We start from the raw sequence: 24632 nt of genomic DNA, 5'->3' as shown, positions 1-24632 counted from the left end.
CCCCGCTGGCACCGGCCCCCCCACGGGCGCCCCCGCGGGGGGGGCCCGGGGGCCCCGCCCGCGACCGTCCAACCGCTGCGCCGGGCGGCCTGACCGTACGGGCCGGCGCTGCGCGGGCCGGCGTCACCGGCCGCCGCCGGGCAGGAACAGGCTGACCACGCCGGTGGCCAGGGGCGCCAGGATGCCGAACGCCGGGGCCAGCACCTTCGGCAGGGAAACGTTCAGGCGGAGGAAGGCCACCAGCCGCGCCCGGCGCTCGACCCAGTCCTCGGTCAGCTCGTCGGCCTCCGGGATGCGGACCGTCGCCTCCACCAAGCGGCCCGCGACCGACCGCCACAGCACCACGACCGGCATGAAGACCAGGGCGAACATCACGCTGAAGAACGCCCCGTAGAGCAGCACGGAGGAGGCGGGGAAGGCCTGCTGCGACATGCCGTGGGCGAGCAGGGCGTTGCGCAGCGCGCCCGCGTCGACCACCGCCGTCGAGATGATCAGGCTGCCGCCGGTCAGGAAGCGCAGCGCGTCCCGCCACGCCCGGTCCAGCTCGCGCAGCGCGCCCACCGGCGGCAGGACGTCCGGCTCGGTGGGCAGCCGCCGGCTCAGCCGCAGCAACCGGCACTGTACGTCCCACAGGCCCACCGCCCCGGGGACCGCCGCCAGCATCCCGAGGACGAGCAGCAGCGGCATGCGCCACCACAGCCCGTCGAGGGGCACGGGCGTCGTGCCGGGCGGCATGAAGAAGCGCAGCACTCCGAAGACGGCGCCCATCAACAGGAACGCCCCCGCCAGCAGCACCCCGACGGCCCAGGGCGCGGGCCGGTCCACCGGGTGCCGCCAGCGCTGGCGCACCGCGTACGACATCGCGTAGGCCACCGCCACGTACAGCGCGATCGAGGCGCCGACCAGGGCGCTCCACAGGTCGAACTCCAGCAGCGAGGTGAAGGAGCGGGCCTCGGGCGTCTCTGCGGCCCGGAACCGGCCGACGAAGCCGGTGCCGAACGCGGCGACCGCCAGCAGGCCGAGCGTGACGCCCAGGGGCGCGGCCACCAGGCGTACGCCGGGCCGGGACAGGTGGGGCGCCGCGCGCGCCATGGGCGGCGGATCCGCCGGGGCCGCCGGCCCGCTGGGTAACCCCGGAAGCGAGCGGGCCGGGCTCGTGGGAGGTCTGGGATCAGCGGCGGTGGTGTGGTCTTTGAGGTTCTTCGCGTCCGTCGGGCCCGCGGGGTTCTGTACGTCGGCGAGGCCCGTGTTGGCACCGGGTCCGGAGAGGTCGGCGGCGTTGGTCAGAGGCGCTGCCTCCTGGCCCGCACCGCCCGGCGAGTCTTCGTGTTCCGGCGGCTGGGCCGGCGGCCGGGTCTGGCTCATGGCACGACGGTAGGCCCGTACGCCCCCGCCGCACAGAGGCCCGGGAGCGGCCGCGCGGCTTCCGTGCCAGGCCGGTACGGAAGCCGGACTCCACTGTTACGGGCCGCCACGGAACGCCGCGCCCGCGCGTGGTCCGGGGCGGAAGGGGAAGGCGTGTCGTGTCCGGGTGCCGGAGCGACCGCTGCCGCGAGCCCGGACGGACCGGCGGGCCGGAACTCGCCGCCGCGCCGGTCCGTTCCCCTCGCGGTGACCCGCTCACCGTGTGACCGCCTCGACCATGGAGGTGCCGTGCCCGGCTACCGACCCCGACGTGAGACCCCGGCCGCCCCGAGCCCCGCCGGCCGGTTCGCGCTGCGCCGCCCCGCCGCCTTCGGCGCCCTGCCCACCGGGGAGCGGCTGGCGCGAATACGGCGGTCCCCGCAGTTCGTCGACGGTCAGTTCCGGAACCCGGCACCGACCAGACAGCTGCTCCAGGGCTCCGCCCTGCCCATGGCCCGTACGCAGCTGAACCGCGAGGGACGGCTGCGCCGGATGCCGGTCGGCCGGATACCCGTGCACCGCCCGACCGCGGCGGACTGGGGCGAGCCGCCCGCCTCCGGGCTGCGGCTGACGTGGCTGGGGCACTCGACCGTGCTCGCCGAGATCGACGGGCGGCGGGTGCTCTTCGACCCGGTGTGGGGCGAGCGCTGCTCGCCGCTGACCTGGGCCGGGCCCAGGCGCCTGCACCCGGTGCCGGTCGCCCTCGGCGAACTGGGCCGCCTCGACGCCGTGGTGATCTCGCACGACCACTACGACCACCTGGACATGCCGACGGTCCGGGCGCTGGCCCGTACGGATACCCGGTTCGTCGTGCCGCTCGGCGTCGGGGCCGACCTCGAACTGTGGGGCGTGCCCCCGGAGCGGATCACCGAACTGGACTGGCACGAGTCGGCAAAAGCAGGCGGGCTCACCCTCACGGCCACGCCCGCGCAGCACTTCTGCGGGCGCGGGCTGCGCGGTCCGCAGCACACCCTGTGGGCGTCGTGGGTGGTGACGGGGCCCGGCCACCGGATCTACCACAGCGGCGACACCGGCTACTTTCCCGGCTTCGCGCAGATCGGCGCGGAGCACGGCCCGTTCGACGCGACGATGATCCAGATAGGCGCCTACAGCGAGTTCTGGCCGGACATCCACATGACACCGGAGGAAGGGATGCGCGCCCACCTGGACCTCCAGGGCGGAGAGCCGGACGGGCTGCTGCTGCCCATCCACTGGGGGACGTTCAATCTGGCGCCGCATCCGTGGGCCGAGCCGGTGGAACGGACGGTCGCGGCGGCGCGCGCGGCGGGCGCGAAGGTGGCCGCGCCCCTGCCCGGCAAGCCCTTCGAGCCGGCCGACGAGCAGATCGTGGACCCGTGGTGGCGTGCGGTGGCCCTGCCGCCTGTGCACGGCTGGCCGTCCTGGGCGGTGGCGCGCGACATCCAGGCGGGCGCCGCAGAAGAGGTCACAACGGCCACCGGATGAACGGCTGTTCGTAAAGAAGCGCACTGCCGTGCGAGTGATCCCCTCGGGGGAAGGTGGCGCGGGGTGGCGAAACCCCGAAGTGCGTCCGTGACCCACCCCCGCAACAACTAGCGTGCGTGCTCCGCGACTGCCGACGGCCGATCCGGAGGGCGCTGATGCCTGCTGCATTCCCCCAGGGGACCCCTGCCACCCAGGAGACCGAGGGTCCCCTGGGGTCCCACGGTTCCCGGGGGACGGAGCCCGCTCCCGCGGCCACGCGGCGGCGGGACCGGGAGGGCGGGCGGCACGGCCGGGCCGCGTTCCCGGAGTCGGCCGCCGACTCGGCCATACGGTCCCGCCTGGTGCGGCTCGCCACCCTGCCCTGCCTCCTGGTGACCGCCACCTGCTCGGCCGCCGTCGTCTTCGTCGTACGGGTCGGCGGCGCCGAGCTGGCCGGCCGCGAGTGGGCCGTACTGCTCGGCGCCTGCGCCCTGGTCTGCGGCGTCGTGACGGCCGCCGCCACGGCCGCCACCGGCGAGGCGCGCGCCGCCGTGGCCCGCTACGCCAGGCTGCGCCAGGTCTGCGCCCGCAGCCAGCACGACCTGTACGACCTGCTGCACCGGGTCCGGCAGGGCGAATGGCTCCCGCAGCGCGCGGCCGAACCGGCCGCGCCCCCGCCCTCCGGCGACACCCTCGACCTGCTCGCCCACGAGGTGGCCGCGGCGGGCCGGGCGGCCGAGACCGCGGTCGTCGACGCGGTGGCCATCGCCCGCAGCAACGCCAGCGGCAGCGAACAGAAGGTCGAGGTCTTCGTCAACCTCGCCCGGCGCCTGCAGTCCCTGGTGCACCGCGAGATCGAGCTGCTGGACGAGCTGGAGAACCAGGTCGAGGACCCCGACCTGCTCAAGGGCCTGTTCCACGTCGACCACCTCGCCACCCGCATCCGCCGGCACGCCGAGAACCTCGCCGTCCTCGGCGGCGCCATCTCGCGCCGCCAGTGGAGCCGCCCGGTCACCATGACCGAGGTGCTGCGCTCCTCCATCGCCGAGGTCGAGCAGTACCCGCGGATCAAGCTGGTGCCGCCCATCGAGGGCACGCTGCGCGGCCACGCCGTCGCCGACGTCATCCACCTCCTCGCCGAACTCGTCGAGAACGCCTCCGTCTACTCCGCCCCGCACACGCACGTCCTGCTGCGCGCGCAACGGGTCACGGCCGGCCTCGCCGTCGAGGTCGAGGACCGCGGCCTGGGCATGTCCCCGGCGGAGCAGACGCGGATGAACGGGCTGCTCGCCGACCCCGAACACGTGGACGTGGCCGAGCTGCTGAGCGACGGGCGCATCGGGCTCTTCGTGGTCTCCTCGCTCGCGCGGCGGCACGGCATCGTGGTCCGCCTGCAGACCAACATCTACGGCGGGGTGCAGGCCGTCCTCGTCATGCCCAAGGGGCTGCTCGGCGCGGAACCCGAGCCGGGCCAGGAGGGCGAGCAGTACGTGGACGCGGGAGACATGGTCCTCCCGGACGCGCCCCCGGCACCGCGCTCCGTCGGCGCGGGCCCCGCCTCCCCCGCGGGCCACCACGCCGCGTACGACGACGGCTGCGCGGAACCCGCCGCGCCGCGCGAACGCCCGCCGCACCGGCGGCTCGTACGCACCTCGCACGGAGCGCCGGTAGCCGGGAGCGGCGACGGGCCGTACCCGCCGGACGTCGGGTACGGCAGCGGAGCCTGGCCCAGCGCGGCCGACACCCCGCACGCCGGCACGCGCGCCGTGCAGGCCGGCGTGGAGACCGCCGGCGAACGGCAACCGACCGGCACGCACCGGGCCCCCGACCCCACGCCGGGCCCCCTCGCCCCCGAGAACCACGGCGCGGACCCCCACCCGGTGACGCCGTCCGTGCCCGGCGCCGCCCCGGGCCCCGTCCTGCTGCCCCCCGCACCGCCCGCCGCCCCGGACGACGGCGCCCGGCCGCGCCTCCCGCGCCGCCGCAAGCAGGAGCACCTCGTGCCCCAGCTGCGCGGCGACCCGATCCTGCCCTCCGCCGCGCGCCGCGACGGCGCGCCCGAACCCGAGCACGACCCCGGTTTGATGGCCGCCTTCCGGCGCGGCCTCAGCCTCGCCGACGACAGCTACGACCGTCACGGCGACCACGACGGTCACGACAGTTACCGCGCCGGCACCGACGCCGGCCACGACAGGCCCGAACCCGGCCGAGGAGACGACCGCAACCATGGTGAGTGACGTGCACGCCCAGGCGCATGCGCACCTGCAGGGAGGCCGGCAGACCGACCTCTCCTGGCTGCTGACCGGACTCGTGAACCGCGTACCGCACGCGACCAGCGCGCTTCTGCTGTCCTCCGACGGCCTGGTCAAGGCGGCCCACGGGTTCGACCCGGACAGCGCCGACCACCTGGCCGCCCTCTCCTCCGGCCTGTACTCCCTGGCCCGCAGCGCCGGGGTGCGCTTCGGCAACGGCGACGACGTGCTCCAGGTCGTCGTCGAGCTGGAGTCCACGTTCCTGTTCGTCTCCACCGCGGGGTCCGGCGCGTGCCTGGCCGTGCTGGCCGGCCGGGAGGCCGACGTGGCGGTGCTCGGCTACGAGATGGGCATGCTCGTCAAGAGCGTACGGCCCTACCTGGCGACACCGGTACGGCAGCAGGCCCCGGCGGGTGGTCGCTGACGATGGGGGTACGGCGCCGCCGCAGGGCGGGCCGCGAGATCCCGTGGCTGGACGACGAGGCCGGCCGCCTCGTCCGCCCGTACACGGTCAGCAACGGCCGTACCCGCCCGACCGCGCACTTCGACCTGCTGACCATGGTGATAGCCACCGGCAAGCGCCCCGTCACCTGCCAGGGCCCCGACTACGCGCAGGTGCTGGGGCTGTGCGGCGGCCCGGTGTCGGTCGCCGAGATCGCGGCGCACATACATCTGCCCGCCGTGGTCACCAAGGTCCTGCTGGCCGACCTCGTCGAGTGCGGGGCGCTCGCCGCCCGCGCCCCCGTGCCGGTGTCCGCCTGCGGGTCAGGCCCCCCGAACCGTACCGACCGAGCCCTGCTGGAGGCGGTGTTGCATGGACTACGCAAACGGCTCTGACGTCCCGTCCGCCGACGCCCGGCCCCCGGCCGCCGCCGGGTCGTCCGCCGGCTTCCCCGCCGACCCCTTCCCGCTGGCGTTGAAGATCCTGGTGGCCGGCGGTTTCGGCGTCGGCAAGACGACCTTCGTCGGGGCGGTCAGCGAGATCGAACCGCTGAGCACGGAGGAACTGCTCACCCAGATCAGCGTGGGCACGGACGACCTGGCGGGCGTCGAGGACAAGAACACCACCACCGTCGCCATGGACTTCGGCCGGATCACCCTCGGCCGCGAGCACGTCCTCTACCTCTTCGGCACGCCGGGGCAGGAACGCTTCTGGTTCATGTGGGACGAGCTGTCCAACGGGGCGCTCGGCGCCGTCATCCTCGCCGACACCCGCCGCCTGGACCAGTGCTTCGCCGCCGTCGACTTCTTCGAGCGGCGCGGCATCGCGTTCGTCGTCGCGGTCAACGAGTTCGACGGCTCGTACCACTACACCCCGGACGAGGTGCGCGCCGCCATAGACCTCGCCCCCGGCACCCCGGTCGTGCTCTGCGACGCACGCCAGTGCAGCTCGTCCACCCACGTCCTGGTCTCGCTCGTCCAGCATCTGCTCAGCCCCGCCCTCGCCGCCACCCCGGAGCTCCCGTGACCCGTCCCGCCCCGCGCGTGTCGTACGCCTCCTACGACCCCACGCGCCACTTGCTGCTCACCCCGGAGGACCACGAGGCCCCGGCGCGCGTCGCCCGGCTCCGCGCCCTGGGCATCGGCGAGGCGCCGCTGCCCGCCTTCGACGACTTCGCGCGCAAGCTGGCCCGCACCACCAGGGCGCCGTACGCCATGGTCAACTTCATCGACGAGCACCGGCAGTACTTCGCCGGCCTCTACACGCCCGGCGGCGAGCGGGCGCCCGTCGAACTGGGGCCCGCGCCGCCGAGCGCCCAGCCGGGCCGGGTGATGGCCCGCGACCACGGCTACTGCCCGCACGTCATCGTCCGCCGCAAGGCGCTCGTCCTGGAGGACGTCTGCGACTACCCGCGCTTCGCGGGCAACCCCGTCGTGGACGAGATCGGCATCCGCTCCTACCTCGGCGCCCCGCTCATCGACCGTACGGGCATGGCGCTCGGCACGGTCTGCGTGGTGGACCTCGAACGCCGTCCGTGGGGGCGCGAGGGGCTGGAGACCATCAAGTCGATGGCCGCCGAACTCGTCGAGCAGATCCACCGGATGGAACGGGAGCGCGCCGAGGAGCTCTGAACGGCGCGCGCGCCCCGCCCTACCCGGTCGGCTGCAACTCCGTCCGCTCCCGCAGGACGGAGGTGTGCCGGCCAGGTAGGGCGGGCTCCGGCACCCCGCCCGCGCCGTCCTCCGCCGGTTCCTTGCGTACCAGGTCCGACAGCCGGCTGGACCACTCGCCCTTGGCCGTGCCGAGGGCCAGCTCGCCCAGGCGCAGCAGCTGGACGTCGGAGGTGCCCGCCGGGGCGAAGATGTGGTGCGCGTCGCGCAGGTAGCGCTCCACCGGCCGGTCGGTGAACAGTCCGCAGGCGGCGTGGATGTCCATCGCGTCGCGCGCCGACTCCAGCGCCGTCTCGACGTTGACCAGCTTGGCGTTCATCAGCTCCGCGTCGCAGGGCGCGCCCTGGTCGAGCAGGTGGACGGCGTGGTACGCGGCCAGCCTGGCGGTCAGCAGCCGCGACTGGATCCGGCCGAGCTTGATCTTGATGTTGCCGAGCGCGGCCAGGGGTTTGCCGTAGCGTTCCCGCTCGGCGCAGAACCGCGCGGTCTCGTCCAGCACGGCCTGGTGGATGCCGAGCGAGACCGCGGTCAGGTTCGGGCGCCCGTACAGCACACTGGAGGAGTACGCGACGGACAGCCCGTCGCCCTCCCGGCCCAGCAGGTTCGCCGCCGGCACCCGGCAGCCGTCGAAGAACAGCTCGCCGAAGCCGAAGCCGTGCAGCCCCATCGCCTGCCGCTGCTCGCCGACCCGCAGCCCCGGCCTGCCCGCCTCCACCAGGAAGGCCGACAGGCCCGCGGGCCCCTCCGACGTCCGCATCACGACGCCGTGCAGGTCGCCGACGTGGCTGTTGCCGACGTAGATCTTGCGGCCGTTGAGGACGTACTCGTCGCCGTCCCGGACCGCCGTACCCGTCATGCCGAGCACATGGCCGCCCGACTGCGGCTCGGTGACCGCGATGGTCGGCAGGCAGTCGCCCGAGGCGATCGCCGGCAGCCAGGTCTTCTTCTGCTCCTCGGTGCCGAAGTGGATGATTTTCGCGGCGCCGAGCTGGGACGCCTGCACCATGGCGCCCATGGCGCCGCTCACCCGTGCCAGCTCCTCGATGATCAGGGTCTTGGCCAGGTGCCCCGCCCCCATCCCGCCGTAGGCGCGGTGCACCGTCGCGCCGATCCACCCCTGCCGGGCGATCAGGCGCGACAGGTCGTGGCAGACCGTGCGGGCGGCCTCCATCTCGGCTATCCGGGGCCGGACCTCGCGCTCGGCGAACTCCCGTACCCGGCGTCGGAGTGCTTCGTGCCGCTGGTCGGTGAAGTAGCGATGCAAGACGAGTCCTCCTCCGCTGAACGCCCCCGCGCTGTGCTGATCCCTGCCTCGCCGGACGGCGCACTCCCGGCGTGCGCCGCCGGTCGCCGTGGCCGTCGTCGCAGGCCGGTCCGGACCGTCGTCGGTTGTGTACTCCGTGCAATACCCGTTGGCATACCTGCTGCACGACGCATAAAACATCAACTCCGTGCATTTATGCGAAGAGTAGGAGCGCGCCGGATACGTTCACCACCCTCGTGGTCTACGGTGCCGGGACGACGTCCGGCGGTGTTCTCGCGGGGTGGCGGGGGGAAGCGTGCTTGCTGCGGCACGCGGCCGTCACCGCCCCGCCGTTCCTTGGTCCCGTACTCCGCCGACCTTGGAGTCCGTCAGCCTGTGGAGGCGCCTCATGACCGACGATCTACGCCTGGGAGTCATCGGCTTCGGCCTGCGCGGCGACCTCGCGCGCACCGCCCACCGGCCGGGATACGGCGCCCGGGTCGCCGCGGTGGCCGACACCGACCCGGACGCGTTGGCGTACGCCACCCGACGCTTCCCCGCCGCCGAGACGTTCACCGACCACCGCGCGCTGCTGCGCCACCCGGGCCTGGACGCGCTGCTCGTCCTGACACCCGACCACACGCACGCCGACCTCGCGCGCCAGGCCCTCCGCGCGGGCAGGCCCGTCTTCGTCGAGAAGCCGCTGGCGACCACCGTCGAGGACTGCGACGCCATACTGCGCACCGCTTTCGAGACCGGCACCCGCCTGTACGTCGGCCACAACATGCGCCACATGCCCGTCATCCGGCTGATGCGGGAACTGATCTTGCGCGGTGACATCGGCCGGGTGAAGACCGTGTGGGTCCGCCATTTCGTCGGGCACGGCGGCGACTACTACTTCAAGGACTGGCACGCCGAGCGGCGGCACACCAACGGGCTGCTGCTCCAGAAGGGCGCCCACGACCTGGACGCGCTGCACTGGCTCGCGAACGGCTACGCGCGGCAGGTGCAGGCGCTGGGCGACCTGATGGTCTACGGCGATCCCGGCCTGCGGCGGGCGCCCGGCGAGGCCCGGCCGCAGGACTGGCTGGAGCACGCCGCGCACTGGCCGCCGGGCGGCCAGCGGGGCCTGAACCCGGAGATCGACGTCGAGGACGTCTCCCTGGTCAACATGCGCCTGGACAACGGGGTGCTGGCCGCGTACCAGCAGTGTCACTTCAGTCCCGACTACTGGAGAAACTACACCGTCATCGGGGACGCGGGCCGCCTGGAGAACTTCGGGGACGGGCCGGGCGGTTCGGTACGGGTGTGGAACCGCCGCCAGTCCGGTTACCGCGCCGACGCCGACGCCGTGTACGAGCTGCCGGCCGGGGAGACGGACGACGAGGCGGGGCACGGCGGCGCCGACCCGCTGCTGGTGGACGAGTTCCTGCGGTTCGTCCGGCACGGCGGGCGCACCGACACCTCGCCGGTCGCGGCCCGGATGGCGGTGGCGGCGGGCGACCGGGCCACCGCCTCGCTCCGCGACGGCGGCACCCCGCGCGAGGTGCCGGCCCTGGACCCGGTGCTGGCCGACTACTTCGAGCGGGGCCAGACGAAAGAGGGGTGAGGCGTGCGGGAGGGCGCCGGTCCGTCGCGCGCCGCCCTCCCGCCCCGGTGCTCAGTCCGCCGGTCCGCAGCAGGAATCGCGCCGGTGCTGCCGCCCCACCTCCAGCCAGTCCACCTCGCCCGCACCGGACTTGACCGCGCGGTCCGACGGCGCGGGGAAGGCCGCCACCAGGTCCCGCTGCTCGTACAGCCGTCCGCCCCTGAGCACCGCGGCCGTACGGACGAGGGAGTCGAAGTCGGTGAACGGGTCGCCGTCCACGATCACCAGGTCGGCCAGCTTGCCTTCCTCCAGCGTGCCGAGGTCCCGGTCGGCGCCGAAGACGCGGGCGGGGAGGGCGGTGGCGGTGCGCAGGGCCTGCGCCGCGGTGAACCCGTGGCGGTGCAGGGCGCGCAGCGCCAGGTGCAGGTGCAGTCCGATCGGCGTCAGCGGCTGGTCCGTGCCCAGGGCGACGAGGCCGCCGCCGCGCAGCACCCGCCGGTAGACGGCGATTTCGGTCCGGAGGTCGCCCAGTTGCGCGGGGGTGGGCCGGTGGCCCGCGTTCTCCCGCGCCAGCGCGGCGTCCCACGGCGGCATGAGGATGGTCACCCGGTCGTCGTCGGCGAGACCGGGGTCGGTGCCCAGCAGTACGGAGGCGGTGAAGGGCGTGGCGACGAGGTGGAAGTCCGTACCGGTGTAGACCTCTTCCACGTCCTGGTAGGCGTGGCCGGTGGCGGAGACGGCGTGGCCGGACTCCAGGCGCTGCGTCGCCTGAAGGTGGGTGGTCAGGTCCTGGCCGAGCTGTACGCCGGGCGTCAGCAGGTGGCTGCCGGACCGCACCCGCAGCCGCTGGTGCGCGAAGCGCGCGGCCTCTTCCATGATCCAGCCCGGGGCCCGTACATACGTCTTGACGAAGTCCCAGTCCAGCGCGGCGCCCCGCTCCAGCGACCGGCGCAGGCCCTCGCGCGTGGCGTGGGCGCGGCCCATGCTGTACGCGACGCGGCTGCCGTCCAGCAGCTCGCCGCAGGACAGCAGCCGCGGCCCCGCGAGTGTGCCGGCGGCGATGGATTCCCGGATGCGGGCCTGCTCGTAGGAGAAGCCGCCGAAGGAGACGGCGGTGGTGATGCCGTAGGCGAGCTGGAGCGCGGTCTGCCGGCCGCCGTACGTCGTCTGCCAGGGGTGGGTGTGCGAGTCCCACAGTCCGGGGATCACCGTGCGCGCGGAGGCGTCGACGCGGCGGGCGGCGCGGCGACCCGAAGCGCGGGCGTGCGGCTCGACGGCGGTGATCCGGCCGTTGCGCACCACCACGTCGACGTCCTCGCGCACCTCGTCGCCGGTGCCGTCCCAGAAACGGCCCGCGTGGACGACCGTGTCCGGGGCCCGCGTGCCGCGGTGGTCGAGCGCGACCCGGACGGTACGGGCCGGGCCGCCGTCCAGGCCGGTCAGCCGCAGCCGGCCGGCCGAGAGGTAGAGCAGGGTGCGGGAGTCGCCGGACCAGGACGGGTGGTCGGCGCTCTCGTCGGTCAGCCGGCGCGGCGCGCCGTCGGGGGTGCCGTCGGGCCGTACGGGCAGCACCCACAGCGCGGATTCGGCGATCAGCGCCATCCACCGGCCGTCCGGCGACCAGACGGGGCCCGAGTCGTAGCGGTCGGCGATCGACGTGAGGCCGTGCCCGGGGTCCGGGGCGTGCAGCCGGTCCTCGCCGGTGTGCGTGTCGACGACCCGGATGAGGTTGTAGCCCTCGCGGAAGCGGCGGTTGAGGCGGTTGCGGTCGCAGAACGCCAGGTAGCGGCCGTCCGGCGACCAGCTCGGGCGGCCCGGTACGCCGCCCGCGCCCAGCGGCGCGGCGGCCACCGTCTCCGTGCCGCCGGCCAGGTCGCGTACGACGAGGTTGCCCGACATGTCGATCGCGGCGAGCCGCCCGCCGTCCGGGGACAGGGCCGGCTGGACGCGGCCCCCGCCGGCGAGCACCGTCTCCTCGCCGGTCGCCAGGTCGTGCCGGCGGACCGCGAAGAGCCCGTCGCGGTCGTCGGCGTACAGCAGGGAGCGGCCGTCGCGGGACCAGCTCGGGCCGAGGACGTACCGGGTGGCGTCCGCGCGGACCAGCCGCCGGGGCCTGCCGCCGGAAACCGGGGCCAGCCAGAGCGAGTCCAGCGCGGCGAAGGCCACCCGGCGGCCGTCGGGGGAGAGGGCGGGCAGGTGCACCCCGCGTACCGGCCGGACGCCGGTGCGTTCGAAGCCGTAGTCCTTGACCTCGTAACGGGGCCGCCGCAGGGGCAGTTCGGCGGTGAAGTCGATGGTTTCCGCGGCGTCCGGCGCGGCGGGTCGCAGCACCGTGAACCGGCCGTCGACGGTCAGCAGCAGCTTCTCGCGCGAGATCCAGCGAGGCGGTACGGGCAGCACGTCACCGTCGACCGGGACCACGGCGCCGTCCACGACGAGGGCGCAGGTGGCGCCGGGCCGCTCGGTGGTCCGCAGGTAGGCGAGCCGGGCGGCGGCGCCCTTCGCGGCGGGCGCCAGGGCCGGGACGAGGGCCTGGGTGCCGGCGGCGGCGGTGTGCTCGGTGACGACCTCGCCGCTGCCGTCGGCCCGTACGGACGCGATGGTACGGCTGTTCAAGGCGGTGCCCGCGAGCGTGCCGCGCACGAACCACAGGCGCTCGCCGTCCGGTGACCAGGTGGGGTCGAAGTCCTCCCAGGCGCCGTTCTGGTGGGGGCCCCGCTGCCCGGGAAGCCCGGTGACGCGGGTCAGCTTCCGCGTCCGTACGTCCAGGACCCAGATCCGGTACGGGCTGCCGGCCACCGGGTCGCCGCCCCGCTCGGAGGCGAAGGCGAGCCGGGTGCCGTCCGGCGACCAGGCCGGACCGCGGTCGTCCCAGGGGCCGTCGGTCAGCTGCCGCAGGCCGGAGCCGTCGGGGCACAGCGTCCAGATGTGGAAGCCGCCGCCGCGGTAGGCGCAGACGGCGAGGCGGCTGCCGTCGGGGGAGAAGACGGGCCGGGTGGGCTCCAGGTCGGGCGGGGTCAGCGCGCGGGCCTCGCCGCCGTCGCGCGGCACGGACCACAGGACGTTCTGGATCTCGGCGACCAGGGGGCCGCCGGTCGGTGAGAGCGTGGCGGCGCCGTTCGTCGCGGCGGTGAAGGAGAGGGCGGGCGAGCCGGCGCCGGCCGCGTGCGCCGTACCGGCGAGCGGCCCCGGGAGGCCGGCCAGGCCGGTCACCGCGGCCGCGGATGCCGTGCCCTGCAGGAATCTGCGGCGGGAGAAAGGGCGTGGGGGAAGTACGGGCCGGGAAGCGTCCTCTGGTCTTTCCGTGGTGTCCAACGGTCCTCCAGCTATGGCAGGTTGCCCGGTCCGTGGCGGCGGGCCGCTTGATCCTGCCACGGGCCGCCGGTCCCGGGTCAACACCCACAGGGCGCGCCCCTCTGGTATCTCTCCTGCCGGCGGAGGCCTACCCCGTGGAGCGGGCCCATGAGGGAGGAGACGGCGGGCAGGTGCGCGGTGGCGAGGTTGGCCGGCATGACGACGAGGGAGGCGAGTTCGACGGCGGCGGAGACGCGCAGGGGCGTCCAGGCGCGGTGCACGGTCACGCTCCCGTGGTGGAGCCGGGGCGAATGATCATGAGGACGGTCACGACGGCCCAGAGCAGGTTGAAGACGCCGGTGAGCATGCCCAGCCGCGCGATGGCGCGAGGTGCCACCGGGGCGCAGGTGGTGGTGCCGGTGCTGTCCAGCTGGGCGAGCAGCCCCTCCTGGCCGGGCAGGACGAACAGCGCGAGGACGCCGGCCGCGGCGGCGGTCAGCACGATCGAGGTGATCAGCCACGCGTCGGAGAGAACGCCGAGGCTGCTGGCGGTGGCGAAGCCGAAGACCGGTACGGCCAGGCCGACGGCGGCGTAGACCCGGCAGATGCGGTGCAGCAGCCGGACGGAGGCCAGGGCCGCGGCGTCCGGCCCGGCCGCCTGGGCGCGGCGTACCGCCGGGGGGAACATGCTGGCCGCCACGGTCACCGGACCGATGGCGATGACAGCCGCCAGGACGTGCACGGCGAGCAGGAACTTCGTCATGCGCCCGCTCCGTGCTCCGGCTGCGGGGCAACGACGCCGAGCGGGCCGGAGCCGCCTCTCGGGACGGACTGGATGTGCATCGGTGGTGCTCCTTCGCCGCGTACTCGGGATCTTGCGGCGTCAGGTTAGGGCGGCGCGCACACCGTTCCCCATGGGCTGAACCGACAATGTCCAACGGGTTCCCGCCAACCGGTGCCGGCTGGGCAGACGCCTGCCACAACCCTGTGAACTGCCCGGAGGTGGATGGCGGTATCTCGTTTACCGTGTCTCCATGCATACGGTGGCGGTACTGGCCCTGGACCATGTGGTGGCGGTCGACATGGCGGCCCCGATCGATGTGTTCGGGCGGGCCCGGCTGGCCGACGGGCGCCGCCCGTACCGGGTCCGGGTCTGCGCGCCGCAGTCGCAGGTGGCCGGCGAGAGCTTCACACTCACCGCCCCGTACGGCCTGGAGGCGCTGCGGGAAGCGGACACGGTCGTCGTGCCGGGGTGTTCGGAGCACGCCGCCCCTCCCGGTGAGGAGGTGCTCGACGCGCTGCGCGCGGCAGCGGCGGCCGGCACCCGGATCGTGTCCGTCTGCACGGGAGCGTTCACCCTCGCGGCGGCCGGGCTGCTGGACGGGCTGCGGGCGACCACGCACTGGATCGCGGCCGGCCGGCTGGCCGAGCTGTACCCGCTGGTCGACGTGCGGCCGGACGTGCTGTACGTGGACAACGGCCAGATCCTGACCTCGGCGGGGGCCGCCGCCGCGCTGGACCTGTGCCTGCACGTCGTCCGGCGGGACTTCGGCTCGGCGGTCGCCGCGGACTCGGCCCGGCTGGCGGTGATGCCGCTGGAACGGGAGGGCGGGCAGGCGCAGTTCATCGTGCACCCCCAGCCGCCGGTGCCCCGGGGTTCGCTGCTGGAACCGGTGCTGTCCTGGATCGAGGACAACCTCGCCCAGGAGGTGACCCTCGCGGAGCTGGCCGCGCGCTGCGGCCTGAGCGAGCGGACCTTCAGCCGCCGCTTCCGGGAGCAGACGGGCACCACGCCGTTGCAGTGGCTGCTACGGGCCCGGGTGCGGCGCGCGCAGTTCCTGCTGGAGACCACCGGTCACGGCGTCGAGCGCATCGCCGCGCAGGCCGGTTTCGGCTCGCCGACCGCGTTCCGGGAGCGGTTCAAGCGCGTCGTCGGGGTGACTCCGAAGACGTACCGTGCCGCTTTCCGGGCGGGCGCCGACGGCTCCCGGGAGCGAGCCGCCGACGCCACCGCCTCCGCCACCGTCACCGGGTGAGAAATCCGGTGATCCGCTCGCGGAGCGACCGCGGGTCCAGGCCCTGGCCCGCGAGGTGTTCCGCGAGCTGCCCGTAGCGGCGCAGTTCCCGGCGCCCGACGCCGAGGCCCAGGACGCGGTGCGGCACGTCACCGAGCGCGTCGTTGGCGTGCCGGGTCGAGGTGCCCTCGTGGTACGGCTCGACGAGCACCACGTCGGCGGCCGCGGCCCCCGCCACCGCGGCGCGCAGCGCCGCGCCGTCGAAGGGCCGCACGGTCGTCGCGTACAGCACGGTCACGTCCAGGCCCTCGGTGGCGGCGAGCACGTTGTCCAGCATGGGCCCGACGGCCATCACGACGCCGCCGCGGCCCTCGCGCAGCGTCAGGAACCGGGCGCCGTCGACGGGGCGCGGCGCCTCGTTGCTCTGGACGGACAGCCGTACGTAGACCTTGTCGTCACCGGCCGCCGCGGCGTGGCGCAGCAGCGTCTCGGCCTCGTCCGGGTGGCCCGGCACGTGCATGGTCCAGCCGTCCAGGCTGTCCAGCAGGGCGATGTCGCCCGGCGCCATGTGGGTGAAGCCGCCGGCCGGCCAGTCGTACGACCCGGCGGCGCTGACCAGTACCCCGCCGGTGTCCTGGTGCCCGAAGTCCAGCTTCACCTGCTCGAAGGGGCGCTCCACCAGGAAGCTGGCGAAGGTGTGCACGACGGGCCGCAGCCCGGTGAGGGCGAGGCCGCCGCCCACGCCGACGAGGAGCTGTTCTCTGATGCCGACGTTCACCACCCGCCGGGGGTGGCGTTCCCGCGCGGTCCGGAAGCCGTCCACGCCGATGTCGGCGAGCACGACCGCCAGCCGGGGGTCCTCGTCGAGCAGCTGGCCGGTGACCGAGGCGAAACGTTCACGCATGGTGTCCATCAGGGTGATCCCTTCACAGGTTGGCGGGGTGGCGGTACGCGGCGGGCGCCGGATGCGCGCCCGGTGCCGGGAATCCGGCGCTCACGCCGCGTCTCCGCGCGGCTTCGGCTTCGGCTCGTCCGCGTACTCCTTCGGCTCCACGCGGGCGACCACCGCGTGCGGCCGGCCCGGGTGGGGCGCGGTGAACGCCGCGTACAGCGCCTCGTGGTCGCGTCCGTCCACGGTCGCGGCGGACCAGCCGGCGGCCTCGAAGCGGGAGGCGATGCCGCCGCGCCAGCCGTGGGTCGACGAGGAGTTGTCGACGACCAGCGTGTGCAGCCGGGACAGGCCGGCGGCGCCCGCGTACGCGATGGCCTCGTGGTTGCTGCCCTCGTCCAGCTCCGCGTCGCCGACCAGCACCCACACCGTCGGGTCGGTGAGTCCCTGTGCGTGCAGGCCCAGGGCCGTGCCCACGGCCAGCGGCAGGCCGTGCCCCAGCGAGCCGCTGCCGATCTCCGCGCCGGGCACGAGCACCCGGTCCGGGTGGTGGCCGAGCGGCGAGTCGTACGAGCCGAAGCCCGGCAGCCACGCGGCGGGGAAGAAGCCCTTGGCGGCGAGCACCGCGTAGTAGGCCATCGGGCCGTGCCCCTTGGAGAGGAGGAAACGGTCCCGGGCCGGGTCCCGGGCGGCGTCGGGGGAGATCCGCAGCACCCGGTCGTAGAGCACCCAGAGGGCGTCGAGGGTGGAGGTGGCGGCGGGGCCGTGCTTCTCGTCGCCCGTCATCAGGCTCATCAGACCGGGGAGTTCGGCGAAGCCGGGCGCGCTCTCCGTCCGGTCCTGGCGCGTCACGTTCGTGGTCGTGTTCGTCATGGCAGAGAGCCTGCAACTTCAAGCGCCCTTGAGGTCAAGCGATAGCCTGCGGGCATGACATCAGCTCACGACCGCCTCCCGATCGGGGAACTCGCCGGCCGCAGCGGACTGGCCGCCTCCGCGCTGCGCTACTACGAGGAGCTGGGCCTGATCCACTCCGAACGCACCGGCGGCGGGCAGCGCCGCTTCACCCGTGCCACCCTGCGCCGGATCGCCTTCATCCGGGCGGCCCAGGTGGTCGGCCTCTCCCTGGAGGAGACCAGCGCCGCCCTGGCCAAGCTGCCGAAGGAGCGCGCGCCCAACGCCTCCGAGTGGAACCGGGTCGCCCGCACATGGACCCGCCGCATCGACCGGCAGATAGCCGAACTCCAGCAGCTCCGCCGCCAGTTGGCCGGATGTGTCGGCTGCGGATGCCTGAGCCTGCGCAAGTGCGGGCTCTACAACCCGGGCGACGCCGCGGCGTCGAAGGGGGCGGGCGCCCGCTATCTGCTGGGCGACCGCCCCGAATCGGTCGGTGCCGAAACGCCGGGCGTCACATCTGACCCGGCTTGAAGACGTCCTGCTCGATGAGGAGCTTGTCGATCCTGGCCTTGTCCACGCGGCTGGTGACCTCCTCGACCTCCTGCCGGTCCCGTACGCACTTGGCCAGCGTGAACGCCGACGAGACCACGAAGACCAGACCGAGCGCGAGGAACCCGCGCTCCCAGGCGCCCACCGGCAGCTTGGCGCGGCCAGGGAGAGCCCGAAGGAGATCGCGGACTGCACGAAGAAGGCGGTGGTCGTCGGCCGCTGTATCGATGGAGTGGTCATGCGCGTAGCGTGCCGCCGCCCCGGCGGGGGCGCATGAGTACGGATACTCATCCGCCCCGCACCCGCCGGCACCGGCCGGACCGCGGCCGCCGGGGAACGCCTCGCCGAAACCTGGCGGTGGACACCCCCTGACATGCGGTATTGTTCTCATGCGCGGTCAGCCGGGGGGAAACCCCGGGCCGGACGGGCATCGGGACGTGGCGCAGCTTGGTAGCGCACTTGACTGGGGGTCAAGGGGTCGCAGGTTCAAATCCTGTCGTCCCGACCAGCGTTTTCGCAGGTCGTAGGCCGTTCTCGCAGGGATGCGGGGGCGGCCTTCGCCGTGTTGCGGTGGATCCGGTGTGTCGCAGGCGACGTCGCGGTCCTCTGTTCTCCGTTGTGCAACTAGTTGCATAATGCCCGGCGCGGCGCCCGGCGCGGCGCGTCCCGGGCGCCTGCCGCGTGGTCGGGGCGGGCCGACACCGCGAGGAGCCGTCGCATGAGTCCGTATCCGCACCTGCTGAGCCCTCCGCGCGCGGTGCACCTCCTCCAGCGCAAGACCTCCAAGGCCGGCGCCGGGCTCGGCAAGACCACCGGCTGGATCCACCGCACCGAGCTGTGGCACCGCGGCGTCACCATGCTCGCCGGCGTGACGTACGACCGGATCGACGACGACGGCCTGCACATCACCGTCGACGGGGCCGCCTCGGTGCTCCCCGTGGACACGGTCGTCGTCTGCGCGGGCCAGGAGCCGCGCCGCGAGCTGTACGAGGCACTGCGGGCCGCGGGGCACCCCGTCCACCTCATCGGCGGGGCCGACGTCGCGGCCGAGCTGGACGCCAAACGCGCCATCCTCCAGGGCACCGAACTGTCCGCGGCCCGGTGAGAGGGCGTACGTAGGATGCGGCCATGTCCCTCCCGCACGCGATCCTCACCGCCCTGCTCGAAAAGCCGTCCTCCGGCCTGGAACTGGCCCGGCGCTTCGACCGGTCGATCGGCTACTTCTGGTCCGCCACGCACCAGCAGATCTATCGTGAGCTGGGGAAGCTGGAGAAGAGCGGGCACATCCGGGCGCTGCCCTCCGAGGGGCCGACCCGGGGGCAGCGCAAGGAGTACGCGGCGCTGCCGGCGGGCCGGGACGAGCTGACCGCCTGGGTGGCCGGGCCCGGGGACCCCCGGCCCGTCCGCGACCCGCTGCTGCTGCGCATGCGTGCCGCCGCGGTGGTCGGCTCCGGCGGATTGCGGGACGAGCTGAGCCGCCACCTCGCCCTGCACCGCGAGCAGTTGGCGGAGTACGAGGCGATCGAGCGGCGCGACTTCCCACCGGAGCGCGACGCCGGGCCGGACCGGCTACGGCACCTCGTGCTCCAAGGCGGCATCGGCCTGGAGACCTTCTGGATCGCCTGGCTGACGGAGGCGCTCGACGCGGTGGGGGAGCCGGACGGGACGGACTGAGCCGTACCGGAGGCGTCATGAGGGGCGCCGGCTCCGCGATTCTCACTGTCCGTAAGTGGTCTGGTGCGCGATATCCCTCGCGTGACAGGATCGTGCCGCGGTTTCGGCGGTCACAACTGCGTGCGGGGCGCGGGCGGCCGGAACCCGGGGGAGCGAAGCCGGGGGGCGGATGCTGATGGGGGGCGCGCGGACCGGGAACGGGGCGCGGAGCGTGCGCGCGAAGCGGTGCCACCGGCTACGCGCGGGCGCGCGGGCCCGGCGCGCGCGAAGCCGCTGTGAGCTGCCGGCCGGGGATCCCGGCCGTCCCGTACGGATCGCGCCGACGCGCCCGGGAGACGCGGGCTCCGGCCTGACGGCCCGTACCGGCGACGCGTACCGGATCTTCCGCGACCTCGGGACCTCCCCCAAGCGCCTGACGTACATCGGTGAACTCGGACGGGGGATCGAGTGTTTGACGTGGTGTATCTGTGCCTCGGCGCGATGGCCTGGACGGTCGTCGCCTTCAAGGTCCGCGACTGGCTGCGCGACCGCGGCACCGCGGACCTGGGGCTGACCTGTGTGATGGCCGCGGGCATCGCGACGGTGTTCCTCTTCTCCGCGCCCGGCGTCTACCGGTGGTTCGACCGGCTGACCGGAGTGCCGAACCTCGCGATGCTCCTCCTGTACTCCTCGGTGGTGGTGTTCGCGGCCGGCGCGTTCGTCCTGGTGCTGCGCTGGAACGGCGGTACGGGCGCGGAGGGCCGCGCCAGGGCCCGGCTGCGGACCCGCACGGCGCTGGCGGTCGTGGCGGCGGTCTGGGCGGCGGCGGTGACCGGCTTCGCCGTCGGGCGGCCCGACGCCGTGGAACACCCCGGGGACTTCAGTACGGCCTACACCGGCTCGCCGGGCGTGATGACGTTCCTGGTGCTGTATCTGGCCATCTCCGGCGCCGGCCTCGCGGGACTGGGCACGCTCTGCCCGCGGTACGCGTCCGGGCTCGGCCCTTCCTGGCTCGCCCGCGGCCTGCGGGTGCTGGCCGCCGGCTGCTGGCTCGGCCTGGTGTACTGCGCCTGCGAACTGGCCGGCTTCGCGCTCTCCTGGGCCGGCCACGAGGCGCCGTGGCTCTCCAACGGGGTGGCCCCGCTGAGCGCGTCGGTCGCCGCGGTCCTGATGCTGGCCGGGTTCGCGCTGCCGGCCGCGGGGCCGAGGGCGTCCGCCTGGCGCCGGCTGCGCCGCCTGCACCCGCTGTGGAAGGACGTCACCGCGCAGGCCCCCGAGGTGGCGGCGCGGCGTACGCAGCGGCCGTTCGCCGGCCTCCAGGGCCGGGCCGACCGGCAGATGGCGCAGATCCGGGACGTCCAGCGCGGCATCCGGCGGTACGTGGAGTCGGACACCATCGACATCGCGCGGGAGCGCGGGCGCGCGGTCGTGGCGGACGAACGGCAGCTGGCGGCCGTCGCGGAGGCCGCGGCGCTGCGGCGCGGGCTGGAGAACCGGGCGATCGGGCTCGTGCCCGTCCTCGGTGCCGACTGCGTGGTGGTGACGGCGGAGGAGGAGCGCCCGGCGCCCGGGCCGACCGGATTCCCGGGACGGTCCGGCGGACCGGGCGGCGTGACCGCGGAGCGGCTGCCGGCCGAACCGGACGCCGAATACGAGCACTTGGCGCGGGTCGCCGACGTCTACCACTCGCCGCTGACCGACACCGTCCTCACCGAACTCCGCCAGCGCAGCGCCGCGCAACGGCACTGAACCGGGAGCGGGGGCGGGGCCCGGCGAGTGCCCTAGAGTCGTGGCCCATGCAGAACAGCGCCGAGACACGCACCGACGACCTCATCGACGTGACGCACCTCGTGGACGATCCGCACGCCGGCTACGCGGTGCTGCGGGACGCCGGTCCCGTACACCGCGTCGCCGGCCCCGACGGGCAGCCCGCGTGGCTGGTGACGCGGTACGAGGACGTGCGCAGGTGCCTGGCCGACCCCCGGCTCTCCCTGGACAAGCGCAACGCGCGTGCCGGCGGCTACCGGGGCTTCGCGCTGCCGCCCGCCCTGGACGCCAACCTGCTCAACATGGACCCGCCGGACCACACGCGGGTGCGGCGCCTGGTGGCGAAGGCGTTCACGCCCGCCCGGGTCGGGAAGCTGCGGGCGCCCGTACGGCGGCTCGCGGACGGCCTGCTGGACGCGGTCGAGGACGCCGGCCGGGCCGACCTGATGACCGCGTACGCCGGTCCGCTGCCCATCGTCGTGATCTGCGATCTCCTTGGCGTGCCGGAGGGGGACCGGCCGGACTTCCGGGCCTGGACCGACGCGCTGATCACGCCGGACCCGCAGCGGCCGCACCTGGCGAAGGAGGCCGTCGGGGCGATGATGCGCTACTTCACCGGCCTGATCGCGGCCAAGCGGGCGGCCCCCGCCGACGACCTGCTCTCCGATCTCGTCATGGTCAGGGACGCGGGCCCGGCGCCCGGCGGGGACGCGGGCACGGGCCCGGCCGCGGATGCCGGGGACCGGCTCACGGAGGACGAACTCACCTCGCTTGCCTTCCTCCTCCTGTTCGCGGGCTACGAGAACACCGTGCACCTCATAGGAAACTCCGTACTCGCCCTGCTCGATCACCCCGCACGCCTCACAGCGTTGCGTGCCAATCCGGCCGAACTCCCGGCGGCCGTGGAAGAGTTCGCGCGCTACGACGGACCGGCCCTGCTCGCCATCCGCAGGTTCCCGCTGGAGGACGTGGAGATCGGCGGCGTACGGGTGCCGGCGGGGGAGAGTGTGCTGCTCTCCCTTGCTTCGGCCAACCGCGACCCGCGCCGGTTCGACGCCCCTGACACGCTGGATCCCGGCCGTGACGCCACGGGTCACCTCACATTCGGGCACGGCATCCACTACTGCCTCGGCGCGGCGCTGGGGCGGATGCAGACGGAACTCGCTCTGGCTGCTCTCATCAGGCGTTTTCCCGGTCTGCGGCACGACGCGGCGGCGGCCGGACCGCGCCGCCGCCGGTCGCTGCGCTCGGGTGGCTTGATCTCGCTCCCCGTCGCCTGGTAGTTGCGGGGCGAACAAATTTTTGAGGCATAACCGTTCCTGCATGCGGTAGAAAGGTCGTGAGGCCCGCCCGGTGTGCATCCCCCGTCGCACCGGGCGGGTCCTCGTGCGTCCGGGCGGAAGTGCCGTCGAGCGTCTCCCGGTGCGCGCCCCGCCCCGGCGCTCCGCGCTCTTCGGCCGTCTGGCGTAGGCCCCTCTGCGGGCGGGGTGCGTGCTTCCTAGCGTGAAGGCATGGCACTTGACACGCTTTTGTCCCGGAAAGCCGGTGTGCTGGCCGTGATCGCCGCCGCCGGGCTGACGCTCACGTCCATACCGTCGGCGGCCCGGGCCGAGGGGGTGGCGCAGGGGCGGCGGGCGGAAGCGGTGCGCGGGACGGTCGCGGACCGGCTGCAGGACCGCACGGGGGCCGAGCTGGCGGGCGCCGGGGCGCCCGCGCTGCCCGCCGGGGTGTCGGCCCGCGCCTGGACGGTGACCGACCTCCGTACCGGGGACGTGCTGGCGGCCAAGAACGCGCACCAGCGGCTCGCGCCGGCCAGCACTCTCAAGACCCTGTTCGCGGTCACCGTGCTGCCGAAGTTCCGCGCGCAGGCGGTGCACAAGGTCGCCCCGAAGGAGCTGGCGGGCATCGGCCCCGGCAGCAGTCTCGTCGGCATCCAGGAGAACCGGAGCTACCGGGTCGCCGACCTGTGGCGCGGGGTGTTCCTGCGCTCCGGCAACGACGCGGTGCGGGTGCTCGCCTCGATGAACGGCGGCTGGACGGCCACGGCCAGGGAGATGCAGGCCAGGGCGCGGCAGCTGGGCGCCAGGGACACCACGGTGAAGTCCCCGGACGGGTACGACAGTCCCGGCCAGGTGTCCTCGGCGTACGACCTGAGCGTGTTCGGCCGTACGGGGCTCGCCAACGCGGACTTCGCCAAGTACTGCGCCACCGCGTCGGCGCGGTTCCCCAGCAGCGGCAGTCCCGCCTTCGGGATCCGCAACACCAACCGGTTGCTGACGGGGGCGAACGGGATGCGGCGCTACTCCGGCATCCTCGGGGTCAAGAACGGCTACACCAGCAACGCCGGCAACACCCTGGTCGCCGCGGCCGAACGGGGCGGCCACAGGCTGCTGGTCACCGTGCTGAACCCGCAGTCCGGCGCGTCCAACGCCGTCTACAACGAGGCGGCTTCGCTGCTGGACTGGGGGTTCGGCGCCGTCGGCAGGACCCGCCCGGTCGGCTCCCTCGTGGCCGGGGCCGCGGCGCCGGGCGGCCGGGCCGCGGGGCCGACGGCCGACGGGGCGGGGGGCGGGGACGGCGGCCGCACCGCCGGGGCGCGGCCGGTCGCGGCCCAGGTCTCCCGGCAGCCCGGGCGGTGGTCGGAGACCACCTTGTGGGCGGTGGCCGGCGGCTTCGCCGTGGCCCTGGCGGCGGGGGCGGTCTTCGGCTGGCGCATGTACGTGCGCGGGAGGCAGACGCCCGGGGACGGCCGCTGAGGGAGGGCGGTACGCGGCGGGTGCGGGGCGCCGTCGAAATTCGGCCATATGACGGACTCGTCCGGGGTGATCGCTCCGCTCGGCCGTCGCCCCGGCCGCCCGCCGTCCCGCCATGCGCTGCACAATCGAACCGTGAACGCGACACCACACGACGAGGGCGGCGACCCGGCCTGCTGGCTGGACCGGGTGTGCCAGGAGTGCGGCCGGATCACGGACCGCCCGGCGGAGCCCGGCTGCGAACACTGCGGCGCCGGAGCGGCGGCCCAGGCAGGTCCCGCGCGGGACCGCGACCCCGAGGGCCGGGCGCGCAACGCCCGCCCGCGGGACGGCCTGGGACGCCCGCTGCCGTACGGCGCCCCAGGCGTGGCCCGCCAGCCCGAGGGCATCGAGCGCAGCCCCCGTGAAACCATCGCCGAGGCCCAGGACCTCCTGGACCGCGGAATGCCCTTTCACGCCCACGAAGTCCTGGAGGACGCCTGGAAGACGGCCCCCGAGTCCGAACGGCAGCTCTGGCGCGGTCTCGCCCAGCTCGCCGTCGGCCTCACCCACGCCGCCCGGGGCAACGCCAAGGGCGGCGCCGCGCTGCTGCGCCGGGGTGCCGGGGCCATCGCCCCGTACGCGCACACCGTGCCGTACGGCATCGACATCCCCGGGCTGACGGCGTGGGCCGGGGAGCTGGCGGACGGGCTCGGCCGGCGGGCGGGGCCGGTCGAGGCGGCCGGGAACGCGCCCCGCCTGCGAGCCGGCGAGGACCGGCCCCCGGTGTAGCCGCG

The 24632-nt window shown here is 74.5% G+C and carries 22 protein-coding genes, 1 tRNA gene and 1 pseudogene; 16 read left to right on the top strand and 8 right to left on the bottom strand.

The genetic code is table 11. From position 1 onward, the window contains the following. Positions 1–123: 123 nt before the first annotated feature. Positions 124–1365 carry a hypothetical protein gene (locus tag ACH4K4_RS02080; RefSeq protein ID WP_398164105.1) on the bottom strand — a complete coding sequence of 414 codons (1242 nt, stop codon included), beginning with the start codon at positions 1363–1365 and terminating at the stop codon, positions 124–126. A gap of 351 nt (positions 1366–1716) precedes the next feature. Between ACH4K4_RS02080 and ACH4K4_RS02075 the strand changes: the two genes are divergently transcribed. From ACH4K4_RS02075 to ACH4K4_RS02050, 6 genes are all read left to right on the top strand, one after another. Beyond that, entirely contained in the window at positions 1717–2868 is a 1152-nt protein-coding gene (locus ACH4K4_RS02075) for an MBL fold metallo-hydrolase (RefSeq protein WP_398164508.1), read from the top strand. A 155-nt stretch (positions 2869–3023) separates the two neighbouring features. Further along, a complete protein-coding gene (locus ACH4K4_RS02070; protein ID WP_398164104.1) occupies positions 3024–5084 on the top strand; it encodes an ATP-binding protein in 2061 nt (686 codons plus the stop codon). Beyond that, positions 5074–5523, top strand: a complete 450-nt coding sequence (locus ACH4K4_RS02065; RefSeq protein ID WP_360140607.1) for a roadblock/LC7 domain-containing protein — start codon at positions 5074–5076, stop codon at positions 5521–5523. Before ACH4K4_RS02070 ends, ACH4K4_RS02065 begins: the two co-directional genes overlap by 11 nt. Before the next feature lie 2 nt (positions 5524–5525). Continuing rightward, entirely contained in the window at positions 5526–5936 is a 411-nt protein-coding gene (locus ACH4K4_RS02060; protein ID WP_398164102.1) for a DUF742 domain-containing protein, read from the top strand. Next, positions 5914–6567 carry a GTP-binding protein gene (locus ACH4K4_RS02055; protein WP_398164101.1) on the top strand — a complete coding sequence of 218 codons (654 nt, stop codon included), beginning with the start codon at positions 5914–5916 and terminating at the stop codon, positions 6565–6567. Before ACH4K4_RS02060 ends, ACH4K4_RS02055 begins: the two co-directional genes overlap by 23 nt. Then, positions 6564–7172: a GAF domain-containing protein gene (locus ACH4K4_RS02050; RefSeq protein WP_398164100.1), complete on the top strand. Its 609-nt coding sequence runs from the start codon at positions 6564–6566 to the stop codon at positions 7170–7172. Before ACH4K4_RS02055 ends, ACH4K4_RS02050 begins: the two co-directional genes overlap by 4 nt. A gap of 19 nt (positions 7173–7191) precedes the next feature. Here ACH4K4_RS02050 and ACH4K4_RS02045 read toward each other — a convergent pair whose 3' ends face one another. After that, positions 7192–8475 (bottom strand): acyl-CoA dehydrogenase family protein, encoded by a 1284-nt coding sequence (locus ACH4K4_RS02045; RefSeq protein WP_398164099.1) that lies wholly within the window; start codon positions 8473–8475, stop codon positions 7192–7194. A gap of 388 nt (positions 8476–8863) precedes the next feature. Here ACH4K4_RS02045 and ACH4K4_RS02040 point away from each other — a divergent pair, with 388 nt between their 5' ends. After that, on the top strand, positions 8864–10063 hold the full coding sequence (locus ACH4K4_RS02040; protein WP_398164098.1) for a Gfo/Idh/MocA family protein: 1200 nt from the start codon (positions 8864–8866) through the stop codon (positions 10061–10063). Between the two features lie 51 nt (positions 10064–10114). On the opposite strand, the gene ACH4K4_RS02035 is transcribed toward ACH4K4_RS02040, so the two are convergent. The 3 genes from ACH4K4_RS02035 to ACH4K4_RS02025 form a co-directional block, all read right to left on the bottom strand. Further along, complete coding sequence (locus tag ACH4K4_RS02035; protein ID WP_398164097.1) at positions 10115–13357, bottom strand: amidohydrolase family protein; 3243 nt, start codon at positions 13355–13357, stop codon at positions 10115–10117. A 77-nt stretch (positions 13358–13434) separates the two neighbouring features. Continuing rightward, on the bottom strand, positions 13435–13623 hold the full coding sequence (locus ACH4K4_RS02030; RefSeq protein WP_398164095.1) for a hypothetical protein: 189 nt from the start codon (positions 13621–13623) through the stop codon (positions 13435–13437). Beyond that, positions 13620–14099, bottom strand: a complete 480-nt coding sequence (locus tag ACH4K4_RS02025; protein ID WP_398164094.1) for a hypothetical protein — start codon at positions 14097–14099, stop codon at positions 13620–13622. The genes ACH4K4_RS02030 and ACH4K4_RS02025 overlap by 4 nt, the downstream gene beginning before the upstream one ends. 271 nt (positions 14100–14370) lie before the next feature. Between ACH4K4_RS02025 and ACH4K4_RS02020 the strand changes: the two genes are divergently transcribed. Further along, positions 14371–15372, top strand: coding sequence for a GlxA family transcriptional regulator (locus tag ACH4K4_RS02020; RefSeq protein WP_398164092.1), 1002 nt, complete (start codon positions 14371–14373; stop codon positions 15370–15372). On the opposite strand, the gene ACH4K4_RS02015 is transcribed toward ACH4K4_RS02020, so the two are convergent. Next, positions 15362–16264 (bottom strand): transketolase family protein, encoded by a 903-nt coding sequence (locus ACH4K4_RS02015; RefSeq protein WP_398164090.1) that lies wholly within the window; start codon positions 16262–16264, stop codon positions 15362–15364. The two genes, ACH4K4_RS02020 and ACH4K4_RS02015, sit on opposite strands and share 11 nt — an antisense overlap. Positions 16265–16345: 81 nt before the next feature. Continuing rightward, positions 16346–17113 carry a transketolase gene (locus tag ACH4K4_RS02010; RefSeq protein WP_398164089.1) on the bottom strand — a complete coding sequence of 256 codons (768 nt, stop codon included), beginning with the start codon at positions 17111–17113 and terminating at the stop codon, positions 16346–16348. Between the two features lie 54 nt (positions 17114–17167). Between ACH4K4_RS02010 and soxR the strand changes: the two genes are divergently transcribed. Further along, positions 17168–17665 carry a redox-sensitive transcriptional activator SoxR gene (gene soxR / locus ACH4K4_RS02005; RefSeq protein ID WP_398164087.1) on the top strand — a complete coding sequence of 166 codons (498 nt, stop codon included), beginning with the start codon at positions 17168–17170 and terminating at the stop codon, positions 17663–17665. On the opposite strand, the gene ACH4K4_RS02000 is transcribed toward soxR, so the two are convergent. Then, positions 17646–17828: a YiaA/YiaB family inner membrane protein gene (locus ACH4K4_RS02000; RefSeq protein ID WP_398164086.1), complete on the bottom strand. Its 183-nt coding sequence runs from the start codon at positions 17826–17828 to the stop codon at positions 17646–17648. The genes soxR and ACH4K4_RS02000 overlap by 20 nt on opposite strands. A gap of 286 nt (positions 17829–18114) precedes the next feature. On the opposite strand from ACH4K4_RS02000, the gene ACH4K4_RS01995 reads away from it, so the two are divergent. The 7 genes and pseudogenes from ACH4K4_RS01995 (at position 18115) to ACH4K4_RS01965 (ending at position 24627) form a co-directional block, all read left to right on the top strand. Further along, positions 18115–18191 (top strand) — tRNA-Pro (locus ACH4K4_RS01995). 222 nt (positions 18192–18413) lie between these two features. After that, a pseudogene (fadH, locus tag ACH4K4_RS01990) lies at positions 18414–18788 on the top strand (NADPH-dependent 2,4-dienoyl-CoA reductase); the annotation flags it as partial. Positions 18789–18811: 23 nt separating this feature from the next. After that, positions 18812–19357, top strand: a complete 546-nt coding sequence (locus tag ACH4K4_RS01985; RefSeq protein ID WP_398164084.1) for a PadR family transcriptional regulator — start codon at positions 18812–18814, stop codon at positions 19355–19357. A 447-nt stretch (positions 19358–19804) separates the two neighbouring features. Then, positions 19805–21085, top strand: a complete 1281-nt coding sequence (locus tag ACH4K4_RS01980) for an MAB_1171c family putative transporter (RefSeq protein ID WP_398164082.1) — start codon at positions 19805–19807, stop codon at positions 21083–21085. A gap of 47 nt (positions 21086–21132) precedes the next feature. Further along, the gene (locus ACH4K4_RS01975; RefSeq protein ID WP_398164081.1) at positions 21133–22386 is read left to right on the top strand and encodes a cytochrome P450; all 1254 of its coding nucleotides are present in this window, start codon (positions 21133–21135) and stop codon (positions 22384–22386) included. Between the two features lie 228 nt (positions 22387–22614). After that, positions 22615–23859, top strand: coding sequence for a D-alanyl-D-alanine carboxypeptidase family protein (locus ACH4K4_RS01970; protein WP_398164080.1), 1245 nt, complete (start codon positions 22615–22617; stop codon positions 23857–23859). 207 nt (positions 23860–24066) lie between these two features. Then, positions 24067–24627 (top strand): DUF309 domain-containing protein, encoded by a 561-nt coding sequence (locus ACH4K4_RS01965; protein ID WP_398164507.1) that lies wholly within the window; start codon positions 24067–24069, stop codon positions 24625–24627. Positions 24628–24632 lie beyond the last annotated feature (5 nt).

The organism is Streptomyces sp. NPDC017529 (genome assembly GCF_044329785.1).
Classification (GTDB): Bacteria; Actinomycetota; Actinomycetes; order Streptomycetales; family Streptomycetaceae; genus Streptomyces.
Note: the sequence above shows the minus strand (reverse complement) of the source record. Positions and strands in the feature narration are given on the sequence as shown.

Excerpts from the sequence above, each read along its gene's own strand:
- ACH4K4_RS02080 (WP_398164105.1), bottom strand. The coding sequence starts at position 1,365 with ATGAGCCAGACCCGGCCGCCGGCCCAGCCGCCGGAACACGAAGACTCG.
- ACH4K4_RS02070 (WP_398164104.1), top strand. The coding sequence starts at position 3,024 with ATGCCTGCTGCATTCCCCCAGGGGACCCCTGCCACCCAGGAGACCGAG.
- ACH4K4_RS02065 (WP_360140607.1), top strand. The coding sequence starts at position 5,074 with ATGGTGAGTGACGTGCACGCCCAGGCGCATGCGCACCTGCAGGGAGGC.
- ACH4K4_RS02060 (WP_398164102.1), top strand. The coding sequence starts at position 5,526 with ATGGGGGTACGGCGCCGCCGCAGGGCGGGCCGCGAGATCCCGTGGCTG.
- ACH4K4_RS02055 (WP_398164101.1), top strand. The coding sequence starts at position 5,914 with ATGGACTACGCAAACGGCTCTGACGTCCCGTCCGCCGACGCCCGGCCC.
- ACH4K4_RS02040 (WP_398164098.1), top strand. The coding sequence starts at position 8,864 with ATGACCGACGATCTACGCCTGGGAGTCATCGGCTTCGGCCTGCGCGGC.
- ACH4K4_RS02025 (WP_398164094.1), bottom strand. The coding sequence starts at position 14,099 with ATGACGAAGTTCCTGCTCGCCGTGCACGTCCTGGCGGCTGTCATCGCC.
- ACH4K4_RS02020 (WP_398164092.1), top strand. The coding sequence starts at position 14,371 with ATGCATACGGTGGCGGTACTGGCCCTGGACCATGTGGTGGCGGTCGAC.
- ACH4K4_RS02015 (WP_398164090.1), bottom strand. The coding sequence starts at position 16,264 with ATGGACACCATGCGTGAACGTTTCGCCTCGGTCACCGGCCAGCTGCTC.
- ACH4K4_RS02010 (WP_398164089.1), bottom strand. The coding sequence starts at position 17,113 with ATGACGAACACGACCACGAACGTGACGCGCCAGGACCGGACGGAGAGC.
- soxR (WP_398164087.1), top strand. The coding sequence starts at position 17,168 with ATGACATCAGCTCACGACCGCCTCCCGATCGGGGAACTCGCCGGCCGC.
- ACH4K4_RS01985 (WP_398164084.1), top strand. The coding sequence starts at position 18,812 with ATGTCCCTCCCGCACGCGATCCTCACCGCCCTGCTCGAAAAGCCGTCC.
- ACH4K4_RS01975 (WP_398164081.1), top strand. The coding sequence starts at position 21,133 with ATGCAGAACAGCGCCGAGACACGCACCGACGACCTCATCGACGTGACG.
- ACH4K4_RS01970 (WP_398164080.1), top strand. The coding sequence starts at position 22,615 with ATGGCACTTGACACGCTTTTGTCCCGGAAAGCCGGTGTGCTGGCCGTG.